This window comes from Micromonospora sp. C31 (assembly GCF_018070575.1).
GTDB lineage: Bacteria > Actinomycetota > Actinomycetes > Mycobacteriales > Micromonosporaceae > Micromonospora.
Genome location: NZ_JAGPXN010000021.1, coordinates 93,942 through 114,471, shown reverse-complemented (window position 1 = coordinate 114,471; position 20,530 = coordinate 93,942). Strand labels below are relative to the sequence as shown.

General features: G+C 73.9%; 20 protein-coding genes and 1 pseudogene. 7 read left to right on the top strand and 14 right to left on the bottom strand.

Annotation, left to right across the window (positions count from 1 at the left end):
* Positions 1-232 precede the first annotated feature (232 nt).
* The 4 genes from KBX06_RS23870 (at position 233) to KBX06_RS23855 (ending at position 3,891) form a co-directional block, all read left to right on the top strand.
* Positions 233-1,135, top strand: a complete 903-nt coding sequence (locus KBX06_RS23870) for a type IV toxin-antitoxin system AbiEi family antitoxin domain-containing protein (protein ID WP_210838817.1) — start codon at positions 233-235, stop codon at positions 1,133-1,135.
* An 89-nt stretch (positions 1,136-1,224) separates the two neighbouring features.
* The gene (gene purD / locus KBX06_RS23865) at positions 1,225-2,472 is read left to right on the top strand and encodes a phosphoribosylamine--glycine ligase (protein WP_210838815.1); all 1,248 of its coding nucleotides are present in this window, start codon (positions 1,225-1,227) and stop codon (positions 2,470-2,472) included.
* 50 nt (positions 2,473-2,522) lie between these two features.
* A complete protein-coding gene (locus KBX06_RS23860; RefSeq protein WP_374225673.1) occupies positions 2,523-3,050 on the top strand; it encodes a SigE family RNA polymerase sigma factor in 528 nt (175 codons plus the stop codon).
* Complete coding sequence (locus KBX06_RS23855; protein WP_210838813.1) at positions 3,043-3,891, top strand: hypothetical protein; 849 nt, start codon at positions 3,043-3,045, stop codon at positions 3,889-3,891. Before KBX06_RS23860 ends, KBX06_RS23855 begins: the two co-directional genes overlap by 8 nt.
* A gap of 9 nt (positions 3,892-3,900) precedes the next feature.
* On the opposite strand, the gene KBX06_RS23850 is transcribed toward KBX06_RS23855, so the two are convergent.
* From KBX06_RS23850 to KBX06_RS23840, 3 genes are all read right to left on the bottom strand, one after another.
* Positions 3,901-5,337: an MFS transporter gene (locus tag KBX06_RS23850; protein ID WP_374225672.1), complete on the bottom strand. Its 1,437-nt coding sequence runs from the start codon at positions 5,335-5,337 to the stop codon at positions 3,901-3,903.
* A 173-nt stretch (positions 5,338-5,510) separates the two neighbouring features.
* Positions 5,511-6,725 carry an acyl-CoA dehydrogenase family protein gene (locus KBX06_RS23845; protein ID WP_210838811.1) on the bottom strand — a complete coding sequence of 405 codons (1,215 nt, stop codon included), beginning with the start codon at positions 6,723-6,725 and terminating at the stop codon, positions 5,511-5,513.
* A 1-nt stretch (position 6,726) separates the two neighbouring features.
* Entirely contained in the window at positions 6,727-7,179 is a 453-nt protein-coding gene (locus KBX06_RS23840) for an SCP2 sterol-binding domain-containing protein (RefSeq protein ID WP_210838809.1), read from the bottom strand.
* Positions 7,180-7,246: 67 nt separating this feature from the next.
* Here KBX06_RS23840 and KBX06_RS23835 point away from each other — a divergent pair, with 67 nt between their 5' ends.
* On the top strand, positions 7,247-7,891 hold the full coding sequence (locus KBX06_RS23835; RefSeq protein WP_210838807.1) for a TetR/AcrR family transcriptional regulator: 645 nt from the start codon (positions 7,247-7,249) through the stop codon (positions 7,889-7,891).
* Positions 7,892-7,958: 67 nt separating this feature from the next.
* On the opposite strand, the gene KBX06_RS23830 is transcribed toward KBX06_RS23835, so the two are convergent.
* The 7 genes from KBX06_RS23830 to KBX06_RS23800 all read right to left on the bottom strand — a co-directional run bounded on the left by KBX06_RS23830 (position 7,959) and on the right by KBX06_RS23800 (position 15,264).
* Entirely contained in the window at positions 7,959-8,573 is a 615-nt protein-coding gene (locus KBX06_RS23830) for a DedA family protein (protein ID WP_210838805.1), read from the bottom strand.
* Between the two features lie 82 nt (positions 8,574-8,655).
* On the bottom strand, positions 8,656-9,927 hold the full coding sequence (locus KBX06_RS23825) for an adenylosuccinate synthetase (protein ID WP_210838803.1): 1,272 nt from the start codon (positions 9,925-9,927) through the stop codon (positions 8,656-8,658).
* Between the two features lie 46 nt (positions 9,928-9,973).
* Entirely contained in the window at positions 9,974-10,933 is a 960-nt protein-coding gene (locus KBX06_RS23820) for a hypothetical protein (RefSeq protein ID WP_210838801.1), read from the bottom strand.
* Positions 10,934-10,942: 9 nt separating this feature from the next.
* On the bottom strand, positions 10,943-11,917 hold the full coding sequence (locus KBX06_RS23815) for a serine/threonine protein kinase (RefSeq protein WP_210838798.1): 975 nt from the start codon (positions 11,915-11,917) through the stop codon (positions 10,943-10,945).
* Positions 11,914-12,669, bottom strand: a complete 756-nt coding sequence (locus tag KBX06_RS23810) for an NUDIX domain-containing protein (RefSeq protein ID WP_210838796.1) — start codon at positions 12,667-12,669, stop codon at positions 11,914-11,916. Before KBX06_RS23810 ends, KBX06_RS23815 begins: the two co-directional genes overlap by 4 nt.
* 172 nt (positions 12,670-12,841) lie before the next feature.
* Positions 12,842-13,909, bottom strand: a complete 1,068-nt coding sequence (locus KBX06_RS23805; RefSeq protein ID WP_210838793.1) for a MaoC/PaaZ C-terminal domain-containing protein — start codon at positions 13,907-13,909, stop codon at positions 12,842-12,844.
* A complete protein-coding gene (locus KBX06_RS23800; RefSeq protein WP_210838791.1) occupies positions 13,909-15,264 on the bottom strand; it encodes a 3-oxoacyl-ACP reductase in 1,356 nt (451 codons plus the stop codon). Before KBX06_RS23800 ends, KBX06_RS23805 begins: the two co-directional genes overlap by 1 nt.
* A 55-nt stretch (positions 15,265-15,319) precedes the next feature.
* Here KBX06_RS23800 and KBX06_RS23795 point away from each other — a divergent pair, with 55 nt between their 5' ends.
* Positions 15,320-16,612 carry an acetyl-CoA C-acetyltransferase gene (locus KBX06_RS23795; RefSeq protein WP_210838789.1) on the top strand — a complete coding sequence of 431 codons (1,293 nt, stop codon included), beginning with the start codon at positions 15,320-15,322 and terminating at the stop codon, positions 16,610-16,612.
* A 16-nt stretch (positions 16,613-16,628) separates the two neighbouring features.
* On the opposite strand, the gene KBX06_RS23790 is transcribed toward KBX06_RS23795, so the two are convergent.
* Both KBX06_RS23790 and KBX06_RS23785 read right to left on the bottom strand, forming a co-directional pair.
* Complete coding sequence (locus tag KBX06_RS23790) at positions 16,629-17,054, bottom strand: PIN domain nuclease (protein ID WP_210838786.1); 426 nt, start codon at positions 17,052-17,054, stop codon at positions 16,629-16,631.
* Positions 17,051-17,260: a type II toxin-antitoxin system VapB family antitoxin gene (locus tag KBX06_RS23785; RefSeq protein ID WP_121399140.1), complete on the bottom strand. Its 210-nt coding sequence runs from the start codon at positions 17,258-17,260 to the stop codon at positions 17,051-17,053. Before KBX06_RS23785 ends, KBX06_RS23790 begins: the two co-directional genes overlap by 4 nt.
* Positions 17,261-17,384: 124 nt before the next feature.
* Between KBX06_RS23785 and purB the strand changes: the two genes are divergently transcribed.
* Positions 17,385-18,806 carry an adenylosuccinate lyase gene (gene purB / locus KBX06_RS23780; protein ID WP_210838784.1) on the top strand — a complete coding sequence of 474 codons (1,422 nt, stop codon included), beginning with the start codon at positions 17,385-17,387 and terminating at the stop codon, positions 18,804-18,806.
* A 136-nt stretch (positions 18,807-18,942) separates the two neighbouring features.
* Here the strand turns inward: purB and KBX06_RS23775 are convergent.
* Positions 18,943-19,507: pseudogene (locus KBX06_RS23775) on the bottom strand (YbjQ family protein).
* A gap of 24 nt (positions 19,508-19,531) precedes the next feature.
* Entirely contained in the window at positions 19,532-20,212 is a 681-nt protein-coding gene (locus KBX06_RS23770; protein ID WP_210838780.1) for a trypsin-like serine protease, read from the bottom strand.
* Positions 20,213-20,530 lie beyond the last annotated feature (318 nt).

Genomic DNA, 20,530 nt, shown 5'->3' with positions numbered 1-20,530 from the left:
CCCGACCCCCCCCCGCCCCCCGGGGCCCTGCGCGCCCCTTGCCCTCCGAGTTGATCATGAAGTTGTTGCCGTCGGCGTCGGCGTGTCGAAGCAATAACTTCATGATCGACCGGGTGGGGCCGGGAGGTTGTCCACAGGGTGGGGCAGGTTGTCCACAGGGGGTTTCGCCGGTCGCTGGGTGCCGGGACAGTCGGGCGGTATGGGGACGGATCCGCTGGCAGTGGTACGCGCGATGGCTGGTGCGCGCGACGGCATCGTGACGCTTGCGCAGGCGCGTGCGGCCGGGCTCACGGTGCACGACGTGCACCGGCTCTGTCGATCCGGTCGCTGGCGCGCGGTGATCCGTGGCGGCTACCTCGTCGACGCCGACCGCTACGACGGCATCCCGCGACGGGCTCGGATCAGGGCGGCTGTCGCATCCTTCGGTGCGCCTGCCGCAGTGGTCCTGACGACGGCCGCCGAACTGCACGGAATCGCGGGGCCCCGGTCGACGCAGGCGATCCACCTGTCGATGCCCGGTCCGGTCGCGAGGCACTCCCGGCTGGCTCATCCCGAGGTGGTGGTGCACCAGTTGACCGTCGCGCCCGGTCAACTGGTCCAGGTCGACGGCATCGCCGTCACCTCGCCGCTGCGGACCGTCGCCGACCTGGTCCTGCGGGAAGACCGCTACACCGCGGTGTGCGTGCTGGACTCCGCGCTGAACCGGGGGCTCGTCACCGACGACGACCTGCTCGCCGTGCCGCGCCTGCTCAGAGGTCGACGCGGTGCGGTGGCGGCGCGTTCTCATCTTGCGGAGGCGGACGGCCGGGCGCAGTCCCCGCTGGAGACGCGGACGAGATTACGTTGTGTCGACGGACGGGTGCCACCGGACGCCCTCCAGCTCGAGGTGCGCGACGACGACGGCTACCTGCTCGGGATCGGGGATCTCGGCTGGCGGGGCCCGAGGGTGATCGCCGAGGCCGACGGGCGGGGCCCGCACGGCACCCCGGAGGCTGTCCACGCCGACCGCCGCCGCCAGAATCGGCTGGTCAATGCCGGCTGGACGATCCTCCGCTTCACCTGGGCCGACACCCTGCACCCCGCCTACATCCCTGACACCGTTCGTCGGGCCATCGCCGTCGCCCGACCCCGTTGATCATGAGGTTGTTGCCGTCCGTGCCGGCGTGTCGAGACAACAACTTCATGATCAACGGGGCTTGGGGAGGGGGTCAGTAGGATGCGGGCGTGCGCGTACTTCTTCTTGGCGGCGGGGGGCGGGAGCACGCGCTCGCGCTCGGCCTGGCCGCGGATCCCGCCGTCGACCAGTTGATCGCGGCGCCGGGCAACCCCGGCGTCGCCGCCGTCGCCGAGCTGCGACCCGTGGACCCGGCCGACCCCGCCGCCGTCGCCGCGTTGGCGGTGGAGACCCGGGCCGACCTGGTGGTGATCGGGCCGGAGGCGCCGCTGGTGGCCGGCGTCGCCGATGCCGTACGCGCCAAGGGGATCGCCGCGTTCGGGCCGTCGGCGGAGGCGGCCCGGCTGGAGGGCTCGAAGACCTTCGCCAAGGACGTGATGACCGCCGCCGGCGTACCGACCGCCCGCGCGTACACCTGCGCGGACGCGGAGAGCACCGGCCGGGTGCTGGACGAGTTCGGGGCGCCGTACGTGGTGAAGAACGACGGGCTCGCCGCCGGCAAGGGTGTGGTGGTGACCGACGACCGCGCCGCCGCGCTGCGGCACGCCGAGGAGTGCGGCCGGGTCGTCGTCGAGGAGTACCTGGCCGGCCCGGAGGTCTCCCTCTTCGTGGTCACCGACGGCGAGGCAGCGGTGCCGCTGCTGCCGGCGCAGGACTTCAAGCGGGTCGGCGACGGCGACACCGGCCCGAACACCGGCGGCATGGGGGCGTACGCGCCGCTGCCGTGGGCGCCGTCCGGCCTGGTCGACGAGGTGATGCGTGACGTCGTCCACCCCACCCTGGCGGAGATGGCCCGGCGGGGCACCCCGTTCGCGGGCCTGCTCTACGTCGGGCTGGCGATCACCGCCGACGGTCCCCGGGTGATCGAGTTCAACGCCCGCTTCGGCGACCCGGAGACGCAGGTGGTGCTCGCGCTGCTGGAGACCCCGCTGGCCGGGCTGCTGCACGCCGCCGCCACCGGCACGCTGGCCGGGCATCCGCCGCTGCGCTGGCGCGACGGCGCCGCCGTCACGGTGGTGGTCGCCGCCGACGGTTACCCGGCCGCCCCGCGCACCGGCGACGTGATCACCGGGGCCGAGGGGCCGGGGATCATCCACGCCGGCACCCGCCGGGACGCCGACGGGGCGCTGCGCTCCGCCGGTGGCCGGGTCCTCTGCGCCACCGCCACCGGCGCCGACCTGCCCGCCGCCCGGGACGCCGCGTATGCGCTGGTGGGCGGGGTGGAGCTGGCTGGTGCGCACCATCGCACCGACATCGCCTCCGCCGCGGTCGACGGTCGGATCGCCATTCCGGGCTGACCGGGCAACCTCCACCCTGCCCGCCTCCGTTGGAGCGGTGAGGCGAGGAGGTGGCGGGATTGCCTGCCGACATCGAGGGCTATCGCGAGTACGTCGGGGCGCGGCTGGAGCCGCTGCGTCGCACGGCGTACCTGCTCTGTGGCGACTGGCACACGGCCGACGACCTGGTGTCGACGGCGCTGGTCAGGTTGCTGCGGCACTGGCGGCGCGTGTCGCGGATGGACAGCCCCGACGCGTACGTCCGGCGCATCCTGCTGCGGGTGTGGCTGGACGAGCGGCGCCGGCCGTGGCGGCGGGAGGCCGCCTGGGCCGAGGTCCCCGATGCCACCGTCGGCTGCGCCACCGACGGCGTCGCGGATCGGCTGACCATTCTCGCCCTGTTGGCCGAGCTGCCCCCGCGCCGCCGCGCGGTCCTGGTGCTGCGCTACTTCTGCGACCTGTCCGTGGAGGAGACCGCCCGGGAACTCGGCTGCGCCACCGGCACTGTCAAGAGCCAGTCGGCGCGCGCGATCGAGGCGCTGCGGAGCCGCCTCGTGGGCGTGCCGGCCCGAGTCGAGGAGACCCGCACCGATGGATGAACTCGCCCAGCAGATGCGCAGCGCGGTGGCGTCGCCGCCGCCCACCCGAATCGACGTGGACCGGCTGATCGCCGACGACCGGCAGCGCCGCCGCCATCGGGCGTGGGTGGCGGCGGGCACCGGGGTCGCCGCGGTGGTCGCCGCAGTCGCGGTGACACCGACGCTGCTCGTCGGCCCGGCCACCGCACCGGGCGGGCTCACCCTGCCGGTTGGTGGCGGTGCGCCGTCCGCCGACGCGTCGCTCTGCCCGGTGGTGGAACCGGAGCCCAGCGGCCCACCGGCGCCTCAGCAGTCGTACGACACGGTGCGCGACCGGCCGACCGAGCGCCCTGACGCGGGCGTCGCCCGGCTGACCCTCGTGCTGCGTCCGGCGCTGGCGGCCGTCGTGCCGGCGGGGCTGTCGGTCGACGGCACGATTCCGGGCTGCGACCTGGTCCAGTTCACCTACGAGAAGAGCCACTGGCACTACTACGCACACGCCCGGCTGCACGGGAACGGCCAGGTCGACAACGTGACGGTGTCGCTCGCCCCGACGGCCGTCGACGCGCCTGCGGGATGCGCCGACGCGCCCGATCCCCGCACCTGCACGAGCAGCCGCCTCCCGGACGGCGGCACCCTTGCCACCAGCACCGCAGAACCGGGCGACGAGGGCTTCGTGCAGCGCTGGGCGCAGGTGCGCCGGACGGATGGCACGTCGGTGACGGTGACGACGGACAACTATCACGTCGAGGGCGGGGAGAACGGTGCGACACGTACGCACCGGTTCGGCCCGCCGCCGGTGCTCACCATGGTGCAGTTGACGGCCATCGCCACCACGCCCGGGTTGACGCTCCATCCCTGACCGGGGGCGTCATCTCCGGACGGGGACGTCCCGGTGCGGCGCGGGAGCCCACAGTTCGTCGAGCGGGGCGGGCCCCTGCGCTCCGGGCGCGTACCGGTGCGCCGCCGGAGCGCGTCGTCGCCGGGGCGGGGCGGGCTCCTCCGCCCGGCCCGCCGGGCCGCTGGGCGGGGTGGGTTCCGGTCTCGCCGGCGCGGTGGGCGGCACGGGGTCCGCCACCCGGTCGGGCCTGCCGCCGGGCGGGGCGGGCGGGTAGCGGGGCGGCTCGTCCAGCGCCCGCAGCGCCGGCAGCGGCGCGGCGGTCAGCGTCGCCACCAGCAGTGTCCCGGCCAGCACCAGGAAGGCGGTACGCAGCCCGAGCCACTCCACCAGCGGCCCGGCGAGCAGGTAGCCGGCCGGGCCGGCGGCGTACGCGAAGGAGGTCATCACCCCGACCACGCGCCCGCGCAACCGTTCGGGTGTGCGGGTCTGCATGGCGTAGTTGGACAGTGGGTTGACCGGCCCGTACGCGAGCCCGATCGCGACGGCGAAGCCGATCATGGCCGGAAACGGCGGCAGGGTGGCCAGTCCGACGAGGGCCACCCCGATGACGACGAGGGCGATCACCATCAGGGTGCGGCGACGGATCAGCCGGCCCGCCGCTCCGGAGGCGAGCGCCCCGACGACGCCGCCGGCGCTCATCGACATGAGCAGCGCGCCGAGCCGGGCCGGCTCCCCCTGACCGACGAACCACGCCGGCAGCAGCACGCCCTCGACCGGCAGGTAGAGCGCGGCCAGCACCATGGTGAGCAGCGCGATGGTCCGCAGCAGCCGGTCCCGCCAGACGAACCGCAGCCCTTCGGCGGTGCCGCGCCACAGCCCGGACGGGGGGCGTTCGGGGCGGCCGGCCCCCGGCAGGCGGACGGCGGCGATCATCGCGACGGCCAGCGCGAATCCGGCGGCGGTGACCCAGAGCGTCGAGCCGGGGCCGATCACGGCGATGAGCACGCCGCCGACGCCCGGCCCGATGAGGAAGGCGAGCCCCCAGACCGCCTCGTGCACCCCGTTGGCGCGTTCGATCCGCCAGCCGGCGGCCTGTGCGGCGGCCGGCAGCAGCGTCTCCCGGGCGGTCAGGCCGGCCGGGTCGAAGACCGCCCCGAGCACGGCCAGCGCCACGATCCAGCCGAGGTTCAGCCCCAGCAGCGCGTCGACCACCGGGATCGCGGCGACCGAGACGGCGGAGAGCGTGTCGGAGACCAGTGCCGTACGCCGCCGGCCGAGCAGGTCCACGACGGTGCCGGAGACGAGGCCGGAGAGCAGCAGCGGCAGGGCGGTGGCCGCCGCGACCACGCCGGCCGCGGTGGCGCTGCCGGTGCGTTCGAGCACCAGCCAGGGCAGGGCCACGTTGGCCACCCCGTTGCCGGTGTTGGACAGCAGCGTCGCCGCCTCGACCAGCAGCAGCGGTGCCATCCGGGGTCCTGGCTGGCGGTGCCGGGCATGGTGGCGGTGACGGGCACGGCGGCGAGGTCCGGAGCCGATCATGGTGCCGCCAGCCTAGGGGCAGCGGGGCATCCGGGCAGTAACGGCCGGGGAACGGTCAGCCGTGGTGAGCCGCAGCTCGCGGGCCGGCCGCCGGCGGCCGGTCAGCGGATCTGGACGCCGGAGATGGCCCGGGAGATGACCAGCCGCTGGATCTCGGAGGTGCCCTCGAAGATCGTGTAGATCTTGGCGTCCCGGTACCAGCGTTCGACCGGGTGGTCCCGCAGGAATCCGGCCCCGCCGAGCAGCTGCACGGCCTGCCCGGTGACGGAGACGGCCACCTCACCGGCCTTCAGCTTGGACATCGAGCCCTCGCCGGCGGTAAAGGGCCGGTTGTTGCGGCCCATCCAGGACGCCCGCCAGACCAGCAGCCGGGCGGCGTCGATCTCCGTCTTCATGTCGGCCAGCGCGAACGCGACCGCCTGGTTCTCGATGATCGGGCGGCCGAACTGGACCCGGTCCTTCGCGTAGTCGAGGGCGTACTCGTAGGCGGCCCGAGCCACGCCCAGCGCCTGCGCGCCGACGGTGGGGCGGGAGAGTTCGAAGGTGCGCATCGCGGCCTGCCCCGAGGCGCGCTTGCCGGAGCGGGCCCGGTCGAGGCGTTCGAGCAGGGCGTCCCGGCCGCCGAGCAGGCAGCGCCCCGGCACGCGTACGTCGTCGAGGAAGACGTCGGCGGTGTGCGACGCGCGCAGGCCCAGCTTGCGCAGCTTGCGGGTCGCGGTCAGGCCGGTGGTGCCGGGCGGTACGACGAACGCCGCCTGCCCCCGGGAGCCGAGCGACGGCTCGACCGAGGCGGTGACCACGTGCACACCGGCGATCCCGCCGTTGGTGGCGTACGCCTTCTGGCCGCTGAGCACCCACTCGTCGGCGGCCTCGTCGTAGACCGCCCGGGTGCGCATCGCGCCGACGTCGGAGCCGGCCTCGGGCTCGGTGGTGCAGAACGCGGCGACGGCCGGTTCGTCGACGGTGCCGAAGCACTGCGGCACCCATTCGACCAGCTGGTCGGGGGTGCCGGCGCCGTAGATGGCGGCCACCGCGAGGGAGGTGCCGAAGATGCCCAGCCCGATACCGGCGTCACCCCAGAAGAGTTCCTCGCTGGCGATCGGGAGGGAGAGGCCGGTGGGGTCGGCCCAGCAGGTGGCGAGGAACTCGAAGCCGTACAGGCCGACCTTCGCCGCCTCCTGGATGATCGGCCAGGGGGTCTCCTCCCGGGCGTCCCACTCGGCTGCGGCCGGGCGCACGACCTCGGCGGCGAAGCCGTGCACCCAGTCGCGCAGATCCCGCTGTTCCTCGTTCAGGTCGAGCGAGAACTCGGCCACGTCAGGCCTTGGGGATGTCGAACAGGTTGGCGATGTTGGCGGCCAGGCCCAGGTCGCCCTTGGCCTTGAGCTTGCCGGTCATGAACATCATGACGGGGTTCGCGCCACCGGAGACGATCTTCAGGAACTCGACCGGGCCCATCGTGAGGCTGAGCTTCGGGTCGTGCTGCGGGGTCTCGTTGACGGTGCACGTGCCGTCGGCGATGGCCACCTCGTAGGTGTCGGTGCCACCGTCGGGACGGCCGGTGATGTTCCAGTGGATGACCGCGTTGGTCGAGCCGGCCCGGTCGGCGCGGAAGAGCTGCGGCATCCGGCCGAAGACCTCGCCGAGGATCTTGCCGCGCAGGTCGCCGGACATCACCTCGGCGATCTTGTCGTCCGGGGTGGACTTGACCAGCTGGGCGAACTCCTTGGGGCCGACGTTCGCGAAGTTGGCCGGGTCGAAGTCAGTCATGGGGCTGCACCTTCCGGGTGTTGGCTACTCGTGCGTAACCTTACGGGCGAGTAGGTATGCTCGCAAGGTGTCCACCCCACCCACCTTCAAGCGCCTCCCCCGCGCCGTACGCGAGCAGCAGATGCTCGACGCGGCCGTGAAAGTGTTCTCCCGCAGGGGGTTCCACGCGGCCAGCATGGACGAGATCGCCGAGGACGCCGGCATCTCCAAGCCGATGGTCTACGCGTACCTCGGCACGAAGGAAGAAGTCTTCGTCGCCTGCCTGCACCGGGAGGGCACCCGGATGATGCAGGCCATCGCCGGGGCGGCCGCCCCCGACCTGCCCGCCGACGAACGGCTGTGGCGGGGGCTGCGCGCCTTCTTCGGCTTCGTCGGGGCGCACCGCGACGGGTGGGCGGTGCTCTACCGGCAGGCCCGTGGCGAGCAGCCCTTCGCCGGCGAGCTGGCCGGCATGCGGGCCCGGCTGGTCGAGGTGGTCTCCGGAATGCTCGACCACGCGTTGCGCGCCGAGGGCCGCGAGGTGGGCGAGACCGACCTGGAGGTCGTCGCGTACGCCCTCGTGGGGGCGACCGAGTCGCTGGCGGACTGGCTCGCCGACCATCCCGACGCGGACCCGGAGAAGACCGCGACCCGGATGATGAACGTCGCCTGGCAGGGCGCCGGCCAACTCCTCCGCGGCGCCACCTGGCACCCACGGACGCCCGCACCCTGACCGGCCCGCCGGGCAGCCGACCGGCGGCCCGCCCGACCGAACAGCAGGAACGGGGGCCAGGTGCGGTTCAGCGTTCCGGTGCGCCGCGTCGCCTGCGGTGGCGCAGCCAGCGGAACGACTCCAGCAGGAGCGTGATCGCCAGCGACAGGCCGACGCCGGCGAGGATGCCCTTGATCGGGTCGCGCTCGAAGGCCAGCCCGCCGAAGTAGCCGAGCCCGGTGCAGTAGAGCGCCCAGCTCACCGCCGCGACGGCGTCGAAGAGCAGGAACGACCGGAGCGGATAGCGGACCGCGCCCATGGTGAGGGTGACGGCCGTCCGGCCCCCGGGGACGTACCGGGCGGTGGTCAGCATCAGCCCGCCGCGCCGGTGCAGCGCCCGGCGGGCCCACTCGGAGCCGGCCCGGCGCCGGCTGCCGTCCGGGAGGCGGGCGAGCCGGCTCGCGCCGCCGCCGCGCCCGATGGCGTACGAGACGTGGTCGCCGGCGCAGGCGCCCAGTGCGGCGGCGACGATCACCGCCACCAGGTTGGGGTCGCCGCCGGTGGCGAGCACGGCGGCGCTGATCACGGCTGCCTCGCCGGGTACGGCGGGAAAGAACGCGTCGACCGCGGTGAGCCCGAAGATCAGCAGGTACACCCACGGTGAGGTGACCAGCTGCCGGAGCAGGTCGAGCGCGGATTCCATGCCTCCCATGCTGGCCGCGCGCGACCTGCCCGGTGGCCGAGTCGCCGGATCGACGGCCCGGAGCCTCCGACGCGGCCCGGCATCACGCCGGGGCCCCGGCCGGCGTGCTGGTCCGTGGGGCCAGCAGCGGGCCGTGCGTGGTCTTGTCGTGGGCCGTGGGGCCGTGCGAGGTCAAAACCACGGGGGCGCCCAGCTCCGCGTGCACCGCCTGCGCCCAGTCGGGCGGCGGGTCGTCGTGCACCGGGCGGGAGCGCAGCAGGCGGGCCGTGAGCGCGGCCTGCCGGTCCAGGTCCCCGGGCGGGCCCGGGGTGAGCCGGTCGGTGGTGTCGTAGCGGCGGCAGATCCGCAGCGCGGGGCCGACGAGGTCGAGGTGGGTCAGCGCCAGGCCGTCGACTCCGCCGGCGGCGGCGAGGGCGTACCGGTGGGCGACCGCGTCGAAGTGGCCGAACCGGAACCGCCCCTGCCACGGGTTGGTCGGGTTGTGCGGGTCGGTCAGCGGCAGGGCCGGGTCCTCGGTCACCAACGGACCGGGCCCGTGCCGGGTGGTGACCACGCGGAGCACCCCGATCCGGGTGGCGCCGCCCGGCAGGCCGGCCTCGGCGAGCAGGCTCTCGGCGTTGGCGAAGGTGGTGGTGCTCCACGTCGTGTACGGGTGGAAGCCGTGCCACTCGTCGAGCAGCACCCCCTGCGCGCCCTCGAAGACGCAGGTGCCGGCGCGCAGCGCCCCGGCCAGCCAGCTCCGGTCGACGATCGCGACCCGCCCGGCGAAGCCGGTGAACGCGGGCAGGCAGTCGGCGACGGGCGGCGCGTCCAACGGGCCGAGTTCGGCGGTCAGCCGGTCCCGCAGGGCGGTCAGTCTGCGGCGCAGCCGCCCCGGGTCGGCGCAGTCGGCCACCCGGGGCGCCTCGTCGGGGTGGGCGAGACCGTACGCGACGGCCTCACCCACCCCCAGCCCGCAGGAGCCGTGCCGGTCGGCTCCCCGGGCGATCTCCCGGGCCCGGTTGGCGGCCCGGTGGTACGGGGTGGCCAGCAGCGCCTCCCCGTCGACGGTCAGCCGGTCGAGCGCGTCGGGCACCCCGACCGAGGCGAGGTGGTCGGCCTCGGCGGCCAGCGCCAGCGGGTCCACCACCACGTGCCGCGACAGGTGCGTACGGACCCCGGGGTGGAACGTGCCGGCGCCGAACTGCGCGAACGTGTGGTGCCGCCCGTCGCGCAGCACGACGTTGTGCCCCGCCTGCGCGCCCCCGTTGAAGCGGACCACCGTGTGCACGGGCCGGGTGGCGCAGAGCCAGTCCACGACCGTGCCCTTGCCGGCGTCGCCGAAGCCGAGGTCGACCACCGCCACGTGTCTCATCGCCGGGTCACCTTTCCGGAGCCGAGGTCGACCACCGTCACGGTTCTCACAGCCGGGTCACCGCGCCGCCGGTGTCGCGGAAGGCGGGCAGCGTCGACACCTCGGCGTGCCGCCTTCCGCGCAGTCGGGCCAGCGCCTTGGACACGGTGCCGGTGGCGCCCGAACCCGCGCGGTCCAGGTCGCGCAGGCCCTCGTCCAGGTCGATGGCCTGTTCGCCGAGCCCGACGGTGAGCGCGATCGTCTCGCAGACCGCGTCGAGGTCGTCCAGCACGACGGCGTTCTGCCCGAGCAGGTCCCGCCAGGAGTCGAGCACCTTGGCGTTGCCGGAGTAGTGGCTGCCGGCGGGGAGCAGGTAGTAGGTGTCCCAGCGGCGGGTCAGCTCGTCGACGACCTGCCGCAGCGGCACGTCCTCGCGCAGGTCGTCGCCGACGACGCGGGCCACCTCCCGGGACTTCACCCGCGGGTACGCCAGCTCGTCGCCGATGATGAACAGGTAGCCGCGCCGGCCGCGCTTCTCCCAGGAGTCGGTCACGGTGTGCCGGGCCATGAAGTACATGGCCAGCTCGTACGACTCGGTCATCTGCCCGCCGCCGCCGCCCTCCAGCACGATGCGGCCCAGGTCGTCGTCCATCCGGTTGTCCGACTCGAACTGGCCGACCTGCAACGGCACCCGGTCGCAGGTGGCGTCGCCGATCGCGCCGAACATGATCTGCGGGTCGCTGGCGTAGCCCTGCCGTTGCAGCAGCCCGAGCAGCTGCGGCAGCTTGGTCTGCAGGACGCGCGGCACGTTGCGCATCGAGCCGGTGACGTCGAAGAGCACCGCGATGGGCGTCGACCGGGGGTGCTCGGCGGAGTCGCGGCTCTCCCGCACCGCGTCGCGCGGGTCGAGGGCGGGGTGCACGGTGCGCGCCCCGCTGTCGCTGTAGGAGAACGCGCTCCTGCCGGTGCTCCGGCGGTAGCGGTCGGCGGCGTCGTACACGTCGGTGGACCACATTCCACTGCCCATGACAGCTCCTTACGGGTTGAGGGTGAAGGGTCGGAAGGTGCGCGGCCCGTAGAGCCGGTCGAGCACCTCGTCCAGTTCGCGCAGCAGACGCCAGGCGTCGTCGGGCCGGGCGTCCAGGGCCCGCTGGCGGCAGCCCCGCGCGAAGGCGTCCAGCTCGCGGGGCGCGCGCGGCCCCATCAGCCAGCTCATGCATCCGCTGGCCATCGCGATGTCGGTGCCCGGCCCGCAGGGCCGCTTGCGGGGGATCTCGTCCGGGTACCAGTTCGCGTCGTAGCCGGGCACCAGCGCGGGGATCGTGCTGCCGACGGGCGCGGAGAAGCACCAGTCGACCAGCACCACGCCGTGCCCGTGCGGCTCGATCAGCACGTGCGGCGGCAGGACCGCGCCGTGCACGACGCCCGCCCGGTGGGCCAGGCCGAGCGCCACCAGCAGCCGCCGCCACATCCAGGCCACGTCGCGGGCGTCCAGCCCGTCCGGGTACGCGCGCCGCACCTCGTCGAGGTCGTGCAGGCCGGGCGCGGTGGCGAGCACGTTGATCCGCCGTTCGGCGCCGGTCGCGGCGTCGCAGTGCCGGAACTCGTCCACCAGCCGGGGCACGTACGGCAGGTAGCGCGGGTCGCCACGCTCGGCGATGGTGCGCAGGGCGTGCGCCTCGCGGGCCATCAGGTCGTTGTCGGTGGGCCGCCGGGGCAGCTTGAGCAGCCGGTCGTCCCCGACGTCGTAGAGGTCGGCGAGGTCGCCCGAGTGGGCCGGCGTGCCGAGCCGGTAGTCGCCGATGACGGTGACCTGCCGGGCCCGCCAGCGGGTGGTGACCCGGATGAACGCGTCGGTGGCCTCGGCGCGTACCGCCGGGTCGGCCGGCAGGCGGTCGGGGTGCAGGGCGGCGACCAGCTCGCGGTAGCGCCGGGCCGGCTCATCCGTGCCGAACAGGTCGGCGTCGGTGCGGGCTGCCGCGACCAGGCGGACGGCCTCCGGGGTCCTCACCGCACCGTCTCCTCCCGGGCGGGGCGCAGCAGCGCCGGGTGCAGCAGCCGGGCGTCGCCGGCCCGGTAGAGCCGGGCGCGGGGGCCGCCGCGGGCGCCGCCGCGCTCGGTGCTGCTGCCGGTGCTCTCCACGAGGCCCGGCACGGAGAGCACCTTGCGGTGGAAGTTGCCGGCGTGCAGCGGGTGGCCCCAGACCGTCTCGTAGACGGCGCGCAGCTCGCTGATCGTGAACTCGCCGGCGAGGAAGCGCGTGGCGAGCGGGGTGTATTCCAGCTTGGACCGGGCCCGCTCCAGGGCGTCGTCGATGATCCGGCCGTGGTCGAAGGCGAGCTGGCGGCTGGTCAGCGCGGTCACCGGCAGCCAGGTCGCCTCGTCGGCGTCGGTGCCGGCGGCCGGGTCCGGCAGGTCGGGGGCGAACGCGAGGTGGGCGACGGAGACGACGCGCATCCGCGGGTCGCGGTCGGGGGCGCCGTAACTGCCCAACTGCTCCAGGTGTACGCGGTGCAGCCCTTCGCCGCCGAGCCCGGTCTCCTCGGCCAGCTCCCGCCGGGCACCGGCGGTGAGGTCCTCGTCGGGGCGGACGAAGCCGCCGGGCAGCGCCCAGTGGCCCTCGAAGGGCGGCTGGCCGCGCCGGATCAGCAGCAGGTGCAGTGCGCCGTCCCGGATGGTCAGCGCCACCACGTCGACGGTCACGGCGACCGACGGGTAGGCCCGGGGGTCGTACGCGGCCAGGAAGTCCTGCTCGTCAACCATGTCTCTCTCATCCTGAGAACATCTCGTTATGAGAACAACCTAGCGCACGAGAACGCCCCTGCCAAGCCCGGGGCGCGGATCCGGCAGGGGGCGTCGGCCTGGTCAGGGGCGCCAGCCTCGGCGGGGACGGCTCAGCCTCGACGACGGCGGCTCAGCTTCGGCCGGGGGCGGCTCAGCGCACGAGGCCCGCCAGGTGCGGTCGGCCGCGCGGGTCGTGCAGGGCGAACCCGCCCTCCGGCAGCAGCCCGAAGCTCACCGTGCCCGGCAGCGGCACCGGCAGCTTGAAGGCCACCTCCACCGTGTAGGCGTCCGGCAGTCGGTTCTCCAGCGCGGCCAGGCAGCGCGCCTTGCTCCACATCCCGTGTGCGATCGGCCGGGGGAAGCCGAACAACCGGGCGCCGAGGCGGGAGGTGTGGATCGGGTTGTGGTCGCCGGAGACCCGCGCGTACTCCGTGCCGACGCGGGGTTCGACCCGCCAGCGGGCCGAACCGGCCGGTGCCGTGGGCCGCCCGGGCTGGTCGCGCCGCCCGCCGCCGCCCCCCTTGCCGTCCCTGCCGAGGTACGTCGAGACGCCCCGCCAGACCTCCTCGCCGTCGATCGAGCCGACCAGCACCACGTCGACCTGCCGCCCCCGGTCGTGCGGGCGCAGGTTCTCCGCGTACGTGTGGAAGTCGAGAGTCTCGTCGGCGGTGACCGGGCGGTGCACGGTGATCCGGTTGCCGACGTGCACCACGCCCGTCAGCGGGATGGGAAACTCCGGCGCGGTCATCAGCCGCAGGGCCAGCGGAAAGCCCATGACGTGCGGAAACGTCGCGGGTAGCCGATCGGTGAGCCGGAACCCGCAGACCCGGTCGTAGTCGGCCAGGTGCGTCCGGTCGACGGCGATCCCGCCGACGGCCAGCTCGACCGCCGGTACGCCCGCCGAGCGCCGCCCACCGCCGAGGCCGGGCAGCGCGCCGAGCAGCGCCCTTCGGTAGAGCGCCCCGGCCGCCGGCATCCGGGGCAGCTCGACTCGCTCCCGGGCGTGTCCGGCCGCGCCCCGGCCGGAGAGGTCCTGCGTCGCCTCGACCGAGGAGGCGGAGAGGTCGTGCGTCTGTTCGAGGCTCAGGTCGTGGCCGGACGCCTCCGGCCCGCGGATCGCGTCCAGGGTGTCCTGCGACAGGATCTCGGTCGGGCCGTCGATCAGCTCGTGCACCGACAGGTCGTCCGGCTCCGGTGCCGGCTGTCCTCGCCTCGCCATCACGCCCCCAGCAGGCTCTGGCCGCAGACCCGGACGACGTTGCCGCTGACCGCGCCGGACGCCGGCCACGCCAGCCAGCCGATCGTCTCGGCGACGTCCACCGGCAGCCCACCCTGGGACATGCTGTTCATCCGCCGGCCCGCCTCGCGGATCACCAGCGGGACGCGCGCCGTCAGCCGGGTCTCGATGAACCCGGGGGCGACCGCGTTGACGCTGATCTGCCGCCCGCGCAGCGCCGGGGCGAGCGACTCCACCAGCCCGATCACGCCCGCCTTGCTGGTGGCGTAGTTGGTCTGGCCCCGGTTGCCGGCGATGCCGGCGATCGAGGAGACCGAGACGATCCGGCCGCCGGCCGGGAGCAGCTCGCGCTCCAGCAGCACGTCGTTGATCCGTTCCTGGCTGGAGAGGTTGACGTCGACGACCGAGTCCCACCGGTCGGCGTCCATCCGGCCGAGGGTCTTGTCGCGGGTGATGCCGGCGTTGTGCACCACCACGTCGACCCGGCCGTGCCGGTCGGCGAGGTGCGCGGCGAGCCGCTCCGGGGCGTCGGGTGCGGTCAGGTCCAGTTGGACGGCCGTGCCGCCGATCTCGTTGGCGACCGCCGCCAGTTCGTCGCCGGCGGCCGGGACGTCCAGCGCGACGACCCGGGCGCCGTCGCGGGCCAGCACCCGGGCCAGCGCCGCGCCGATGCCCCGGGCCGCCCCGGTGACCAGCACGACCTGCCCGTCCAGCGGGCGGTCCCAGTCGGCCGGGGCGACGGCCGTGCCGGCACCGACCCGCACGACCTGCCCCGAGACGTACGCGGACCGCCCGGAGAGCAGGAACCGCAGGGTCGCCTCCACGCTGGTCCAGGTGCCGGCGTCGGGCTCCTTCGTCACGTGGACGAGCTGGGCGGTGACGCCCCGGCCGAACTCCTTGCCGATGCTGCGGGTCAGCCCCTCCAGGGCCCGCTGGGCGGTCGCCTCCCGGGGCGAGCCGCACTCGTCGGGCGGGGTGCCGAGCACGACGACCCGCCCGCTGGGCAGCACCGAGCGGGCGTGCGGGTGGAAGAAGTCGTACAGCTGGCGCAGCCCGGTGGAGTCGGTGACGCCGGTGGCGTCGTACACCAGGGCGGCGAAGCGCTCGGTGGACTCCCCGGCGGCGGGATCGCGCAGCTCGACCCCGGCGGCGGTCAGGACCTTGCCCACCTGCTCGGCGAGCCGGCCACCGGTCGCGGCGCCCAGCAGGACGGGGCCGGGCACGACGGGGTCACCGGGGGTGTGTCGGCGCAGTCGCGGCGGGTCGGGCAGCCCCAGGCGCTTGACCAGCGTGCGGCCGGCCCCCGATCGGACGAAGCTCGCGTACCTGTCGGTCATAGGCGTAGCCTACTGGCGAGTAAGGTAAGGGCAAGTATTTCGAGGAGGCGGGATCGTGCAGAGCATCCGACGGGTCGCGGTGATCGGCGGCAACCGCATCCCCTTCGCGCGGTCCAACTCGCGGTACGCCAGCGCGTCGAACGCCGACATGCTGGGCGCCGCGCTGGACGGGCTCGTCGCCCGGTTCGGCCTGGCCGGCCAGCGGGTCGGCGAGGTGGTGGCCGGCGCGGTGCTCAAGCACGCGAAGGACTTCAACCTGACCCGGGAGGTCGTGCTCGGCTCGAAGCTCGACCCGCACACCCCCGCGTACGACATCCAGCAGGCCTGCGGCACCGGCCTGGAGGCGGCCATCCTGGTCGCCAACAAGATCGCCCTCGGGCAGATCGAGGTCGGCATCGCCGGCGGCGTGGACACCACCTCCGACGCGCCGCTCGCGGTCAACGAGGAGATGCGCCGCACGCTGCTCCGGTTGAACAGCGCCCGCACCCTCGGCGAGCGGCTGAAGATCGCCGCGAAGCTGCGCCCCACCCAGCCGTTCAAGCCGGAGATCCCGCGCAACGCGGAGCCGCGTACCGGGCTGTCGATGGGGGAGCACGCCGCCCGCACGGCGCTGCGCTGGCAGGTCGACCGGCAGGCCCAGGACGAGCTGGCGCTGCGCTCGCACCAGCGGCTCGCCGCCGCGTACGACCGGGGGTTCTTCGACGACCTGCTGACCCCCTACCTCGGGCTGACCCGCGATGCGAACCTGCGCCCCGACACCAGCCTGGAGCGGCTCGGCTCGCTGAAGCCGGTCTTCGGCGCGAAGGGGCCCGACGCCGACGCGGCGACCATGACGGCCGGCAACTCGTCGCCGCTGACCGACGGCGCCTCGACCGTGCTGCTGGCCAGCGAGGAGTGGGCCCGCGCGCACAACCTGCCCGTGCTGGCCTGGTTCTCCTGGTCGGAGACCGCCGCCGTCGACTTCGTGCACGGCGACGAGGGGCTGCTGATGGCCCCCGCCTACGCGGTGCCGCGGATGCTGTCCCGGGCCGGGCTGACCCTCCAGGACTTCGACTTCTACGAGATCCACGAGGCGTTCGCCTCGCAGGTGCTGGCGACCCTGGCCGCCTGGGAGTCGCCGGAGTTCTGCAAGGACCGGCTGGGGCTGGACGCCCCGCTCGGGGCCGTCGACCGGGAGAAGCTGAACGTCAACGGCTCGTCGCTGGCGGCCGGGCACCCGTTCGCGGCCACCGGTGGCCGGATCGTGGCGACCCTGGCGAAGCTGCTCGCGGAAAAGGGCGGCGGCCGGGGCCTGATCTCCATCTGCGCCGCCGGCGGCCAGGGCGTGACCGCCATCCTCGAACGCTGACCCGGCACGGGCCGAGCTACTTGATCGTGCCGGCCGGGGCGAGCCAACGCACGGGCTGGCCGGTGACCTCGGAGATCTGGTCGAAGTCGCGGTCGTAGTGCAGCAGGGACAGCCCTTGGTATTCGGCCATCGCCGCGATCAGCAGGTCGACGGCACCGGCGGACCGGTGGGTGCCCCGTGCGGTGAGCTGGTCCTGGATCTCGGCCGCCCGCTCGTAGATCCGGTCCGGCATGCCCACCCAGGTGAACGCCGTCCGGAGCCGGTCGCCCAGCCACCTGCGGTCGGCGTGCGAGCGGGCCGAGTACAGGAACTCCAACTCGACCAGCGGACAGACCGCGAGCAGGCCGGCCGTGAGCGGTTGTTCCCACCGGGCCTGGGTGTCGGGGTCGCGCAGGAGGGGGACCAGCGCACTGGTGTCGACCAGGTAGTCCGCGAGCCTCACGACCGGTATGTGCCCTTGTCGAGCAGTTCGTCGAAGTCGCCGGCCTGGGCCCGTCCGCTGAGTTCCGCGAGGGCACGGGCGCGACGGAGGCGGGCAGCCCCTTCCCGCAGCGCGACGTTGACCGTGTCCTTCTTCGTCTTGGTGCCGAAGGCCGCGGCCGCGTCGGCCAGCGCCTCGTCGTCGACGTCCACCAGGATCTTGGTCACGCACACCCCCTATATACGTACCGGCGTCCGAGTATATCCTGCGCCGGTCGAGCGGGGTGTCCGAGCAGCCGGGCGGAGGACGTCCTCGTCGGGCCGTCCCGTACGACGTGAAAGACTGAGGTACGTGACGATCCCGAACGTGCTCGCCAACCGGTACGCCTCACCCGAGCTGGTCGCCCTCTGGTCGCCCGAGGAGAAGATCCGGATGGAGCGGCGGCTCTGGCTCGCCGTGCTCCGGGCCCAGCGGGACCTCGGCGTCGGAGTGCCCGACGGCGTGGTCGAGGCGTACGAGCGGGTGCTCGACCAGGTCGACCTGGTCTCGATCGCCGAGCGGGAGCGGGTCACCCGGCACGACGTGAAGGCCCGGATCGAGGAGTTCAGCGCGCTCGCCGGGCACGAGCACGTGCACAAGGGGATGACCTCCCGGGACCTCACCGAGAACGTCGAGCAGCTCCAGGTGCGCCGCTCGCTGGAGCTGATCCGCGACCGCGTGGTCGCCACCCTGGCCCGGCTGTCCCGGCTCGCCGTCGAGCACTCCGACCTGGTCGTGACCGGCCGCTCGCACAACGTCGCGGCGCAGGCCACCACGCTGGGCAAGCGCTTCGCGTCGGCCGCCGAGGAACTGCTCATCGCGTACGAGCGGCTGGACGACCTGATCAACTGGTACCCGCTGCGGGGCGTCAAGGGCCCGGTGGGCACCGCCGCCGACCAGCTCGACCTCTTCGACGGAGACGCCGAGCGGGTGGCGGAGCTGGAGCGCCGGGTGGCCGGGCACCTCGGCTTCAGCCGGGTCCTCGACAGCGTCGGGCAGGTCTACCCGCGCTCGATCGACCTGGCGGTGCTCTCCGCGCTGGCCCAGGTCGCCGCCGCCCCGTCGTCGCTGGCGACCACGATCCGGCTGATGGTCGGCCAGGAGTTGGCCACCGAGGGCTTCAAGCCGGGCCAGGTGGGTTCCAGCGCGATGCCGCACAAGATGAACACCCGCTCCAGCGAGCGCGTCAACGGTTTCGCCGTGATCATCCGGGGCTACCTGTCGATGGTCGGCGAGCTGGCCGGCGACCAGTGGAACGAGGGCGACGTCTCCTGTTCGGTGGTCCGCCGGGTCGCCCTGCCGGACGCGTTCTTCGCCGCCGACGGGCTGTTCCAGACCTTCCTCACGGTGCTGGACGAGTTCGGCGCGTACCCGGCGGTGATCAACCGGGAGCTGGAGCGCTTCCTGCCGTTCCTGGCCACCACGAAGATCCTGGTGGCGGCGGTCCGGCGCGGCGTCGGCCGCGAGGTCGCCCACGAGGTGATCAAGGAGCACGCGGTCGCGGTGGCGCTGGCCATGCGCGAGAAGGGCGCCGCCGAGAACGATCTCTTCGACCGCCTGGCGGCGGACGGCCGGCTGGGCCTGACCCGCGCCGAGATCGACGCGCTGGTCGCCGACCGTTCCGCCTTCGTGGGCGCCGCCCCGGCCCAGGTCGAGGCGGTCGCCCGCCGCATCGCCGCCGTGACTGACGCTCACCCCCAGGCCGCCACCTACACCCCACCCCCCATCCTCTGACCCGCCCCCCACCCCACCCCACTCCCCCCTCTCGGGCGTCCGGCGTTGACCAAGAGGTCTGGGTCCGATTCGGAGATCGAAGAGGGCGAAAACTTCTTGATCAACGACGTCTGGCGGGTGGGCAGGGTGGGGTGGGTCAGTCGCGGGTGGGGGTTTCGGCGGCCGAGCGGAGGTTGGGGGCGCTCGCCGGTTCGGCGATGCCGCCCGGTGACTCGGCGATGCCGGGTTCCTGCGCGGTCTCCGCGGCGACCAGCGGCTGGTCGGGCGGCATGACGTCGGGCATCTTGGGCGCCACGACCACGGCGGTGCCGTACGCGCAGATCTCCATCCACATCTCGCCGCAGTCGCGGCTGTCGAAGCGCATCCCCACCACGGCGTTCGCGCCGATGCGGCGGGCCTCCTCGCCGAGCCGGGCCACCGAGTCCGTACGCCACCTGGTGAGGTTGTCCGGCGCCATCGGGTCGTACGCGCCGCCGCGCAGGTTCTTGACCCCCTCGCGGTACGGGTTCCGTGTCCTGGCCATCGAGGACACCACTTCGCCGAGGATCTGGCGGATCTCGTACCCGGGTAGTTGCTCCGTCGTCACGACCAGCACGCCTTCGATGCTGTCAGGGCGGCGGGGCGCCCGATCGTCGGCCGTGTTCACCTGATCGGATGCTGCGAAACGGCGCGGCGCGGACGGCCGGCGCGCTGCCGGCCATCCGCGCCCAGCGTGGCGCTAACCGTCAGACACCGGCCACCTGGGAGATCCAGGCCCGGTTGTACGCGACGCTGCCGTAGTTCTGGATGCTCTGGCCGTCGGCGGTGGAGGCGACGCCGACCTGCGCGCCGTTGTAGAACTGCGGGCCGCCCGAGTCGCCCCGCCAGGCGTTGCCGTTGATCCGGGTGCTGCGGATCGCCTGCCCGCCGTACGCGTCGGTGGCGCTGTTGCTGGTCACCCGAACCGACGCGGTCTTGAGCTGGGTGGAGGCCGAGCAGCCGCTGTAGCAGGTCATGCCCCAGCCGTAGATCGAGTTGGTCGAGTTGATCGGCGGGTTGCTGTTGGCCAGCGTGACGTACGAGGTGCTCACCGAGCTGGACAGGCGCAGCAGGGCCAGGTCGTACCGGCCGTAGGTGGCGCTGACGGTGCGGGTCTGGCCGCCGGAGGAGCGGTAGACGCTGCCGACCCGGACGGACATCGTGCCGTTGACGCAGTGCCGGGCGGTGAGCACCCACTGCGGCGCGATGATCGTGCCGGAGCAGGTGAACGAGCCGTTGCTGAGGACCGCGGCGGCCCACGGCGCGGACGAGACGGTGCCGCCGCCGATGATGTACGGGCTGACGGGTGCGGCGACGGCGCCGGAGCTGGCGCCGAGCAGGCCGGCCGCTGCGGTGGCCAGCACCGCGATCATGGATCGGATGCGCATGGGGGGCTCCTTCGGGGACGGGGCACGGGTTCACCGGGTCGAGCTGTCGGCCGGCGGGCGGGGGTGGCCCGACGGCCGGGCACGTCCGATCGACGTACGACGATGTACGGTAGGGCTCCTGAGATGTGGTTCACAAGAGATCCATCGAAAATGATGGATGAGGCGGTATGGCGGGCGGGGTGCCGGGGAGGTGCCCCGGCGGCCCGACGGAGCGGGGCGAAACGGGCCGGTCGGCAACGGATGCGCATCGGGATCGCAACGAACCCGTATCGGTCTCCGGGCCCCGCGCCGGGAATGCCGATCACTGTCCGAACCGCG